This window comes from Paenisporosarcina sp. P5_A11 (assembly GCF_056400705.1).
Window position 1 is genome coordinate 1 of record NZ_JBFUKT010000255.1, and the last position, 3,369, is coordinate 3,369.

1 protein-coding gene is annotated in these 3,369 nt (G+C 37.3%); it reads left to right on the forward strand.

Annotated features, from left to right (window positions below):
* A partial coding sequence (locus AC1DOS_RS18880) for a chitobiase/beta-hexosaminidase C-terminal domain-containing protein (protein WP_477538744.1) occupies positions 1-2,918 on the forward strand: 2,918 nt, incomplete at its 5' end.
* Between the last annotated feature and the right edge of the window lie 451 nt (positions 2,919-3,369).

Here is a 3,369-nt window from a genome sequence, read left to right on the forward strand (position 1 = left end):
ATGTAACAATCACTAATCTTACAAAAGTAAACGACTTTGGAACGTTCGAATTCACAGCTACACATGAAAATGGGGAATCGGTTGTTATCCGAAACGATAACCGTAATGGCTTAGCTTATGACGAATTCTCTAAACGCTACAAGATTGGCGATCTTGTCCATGTATCAGGAATCGCTTCTAAATTCAACACAACGTATCAAGTTAAAACACTAGGCTTAGAAAGCTTTGACTTAGTGAACAAGCCTGCTGTCTACACAGATATTTTCCCAGGAACAGTATCTGAAGGCACAGAAATTTCGTTATTGACACCAATTGATGGTGCGGCTATCTACTATACAGTAGACGGATCAACGCCTACTGCGGCAAGTACAAAATACACAACACCAATTACATTAGCAAAAGACACAACAATTAAAGCTGTTGCTATAAGTGATACGACTTCTGAAGTTTTCTCATTTACTTATAACGTCTTGAAAGTGGACAACCTAGTAATTCGTGACATTCAAGGCGAAGGTCACTATTCAGATTACCAAGGTGCTAATGTAAAAGATATCACTGGTGTGGTAACACATCTTTATAACTCAGCAAACTTCGTTATCCAAGATGTTAACCCGGATAACGACAACACGACGTCCGAAGCAATTATCGTAAACAAAGCTTCAAATGGTTTAAAAGTCGGCGACTTAGTAACTGTTGAAGGAACTGTCGAAGAATGGTATTACGAAGGTTACTCAGATATGAAAACAAATGACTTACCAGTTACACGTATTCGTGCAACGACATCAGTTGCAAACGGTACACATGAACTTCCTGCACCACTGGTTATTGGTACAGAAATCTTCCCAGTTACTGAAAACATCGAAAACGACGGATTGACTTCATTTGATCCGGCTGAAGACGGTATTGATTTCTGGGAATCTGTTGAATTAATGCGTCTAGCAGTTCCAAATGCAAAAGTTATTGGTCCTCAATTGAACGGTGAAATCGCAGTTGTTGCAGAAAACTCAACAAACAACGAATTCAACGTACTAGGCGGAATCAATATCTCKGCAAATGATTACAATCCAGAGCGTATTTTCGTAAAAATCGATAATCGAAATTACGATGCTAAATCTGGCGACTTCTACACAGGTGATATAGTTGGAGTTATGGGCTTCGGTTTCGGTAACTTCAAACTTTGGACAGAAGAAGTAGATTTACCTACAATCACACGTGTTGAAAAACCAAATTTAGTAACTGATATTGACCCAGTAGAAGACAAACTAAACGTTGCTTCTTATAACGTAGAAAACTTCTCTACTAACATAGCGAACACACCTGATGAGAAAGTCGTGAAAATCGCGAAATCATTTGTTGTGAACATGAAATCTCCTGACATTATTACACTAGTAGAAGTTCAGGATAATGATGGTGAAACTGCTTCTGGTAACACAGATGCTTCTGCAAGTTATGAGCGCCTGATAGCAGCAATCGTCGCTGAAGGAGGTCCAACTTACGAGTGGACTGACATCGCCCCTGAATACAATCAAGATGGTGGAGCACCAGGTGGTAACATCCGCGTAGGTTACCTATACAATCCTGAACGTGTCACACTTGCAGAAGGAACAAAAGGCGGGACAACGGAAGCGGTAACTTGGGTAGATGGAGAACTTTCAAAAAATCCTGGACGTATTCTTGACTTGCCACAACAAAACACACGTAAACCATTAGCAGCTCAATTTGAGTTCCAAGGTGAAAAAGTAGTCGTGATTGGCGCTCACTTAAACTCAAAAGGTGGAGACCAACCGTTATTCGGAAAAAATCAACCTCCATTTTTAGGTTCTGAAGCAGAACGGATTGAACTTGCAACAATGATTAACAACTTTATACAAAAAGGACAAGAACAAGATCCGAACTTAAAAGTAATTGTAGCTGGTGACATGAATGATTTCGAATTCACACCAACGCTTGCAGCACTTAAAGGCGGCATCTTAACAAATATGATCGAAAAAGTACCAGCTGGTGAACGTTTTTCTTATTACTATCAAGGAAATAATCAGGTTCTTGACCATGTTTTAGTTACAAATAACTTAGCAGCTAAAACATTAGTTGACATGATCCATATTAATGCTAATTATATGAATATTCATGGACGTGCATCTGACCATGATCCTGTATTAATCCAAGTAGACGTACACAAAGAAGATACGTATACACTAGCCTCTAACAAAACTAACTTTGAATTAGAATCTGGACAAACGGCACAATTCAAATTAACTGAAACAGCAACAAAATATGATGGTACAACAACTATTAAAGATGTAGCAGCTGGAGCTATATATAGTGGGTTCGATACGAACATCATTTCAGTTGAGCAAGGTGTCATCACTGCAAAAGCAGAAGGATCAACAACAATTACTGCACAATATGGAGACAACTCAGTGACAATCCTCGTTAACGTCTTTGCAACTGAAGATGGAGGAGTCGTAGTTACTGAGGATGAAATTGACACCTCTACATCTGTTATCAAAATAGACGGAGTAGTTGAACATGAAGCGGGACATATTGGAATTCGTTTCACAGAAGCTGCAGTCAATAAAATCAATGATGCAGATAAAAATGTAAGTATCGATCTTGCAACAGGTTCATTCACCATCACTTCTGAAAACTTTGATGTCCTTGCGGCAAGTGGCGAATTCACGCTCAACTTGGAATATCAAGTACCAAAAGGTTTGTTGAAAGAGAAAAATCAAAGCAAAATTAAAGATGATTTAAAACTAAAAGATATGTCATTCATTGATGCACAAGACAATGAAATCACAGAGGGCTTCAATGACTACTTCATTATTGTTTCAAAAGGCAAAAAGACTTCGGTCGAAGGCGCTTACTACGACAATAAATCGGAGAAGTGGAAGTTTAAAAATATCAATAATAAATAAATATATAAAAATTAGTAGAGACTCTAGAATTTTTCTAGAGTCTTTATATGTCATTAGATTTAAAAATAAACCAAAAACTCTAGAAAAATTATCGAATTAGTGGGTTCATAAAGCCTATGGAACTATTTTAATTTGAATTATGCGTATCTTTTTCCCCATAATATAGAATATAGTAATCAAAATAAGAGTGCGCATCTTCAGATGAGGAAACTGCACCTAAGCTGGTTTTTTTTGAACCTATGGCATGCTGAAAAAATTATGAGCCGAATTGAATATACATACAAATTAGTTGCAGCCTTATTTTTATTGGAAACTGCAACTTTTTGTTTGCACTCTCGTCAAATGGGATATAGGCTATAAAGAACGAAATATATATGAGAGTGTGATAGAGCATGAAAGAAACTAAACGTTATAATGAACCCATTTCAAAAAAGCGGTCATCTATTAAAAC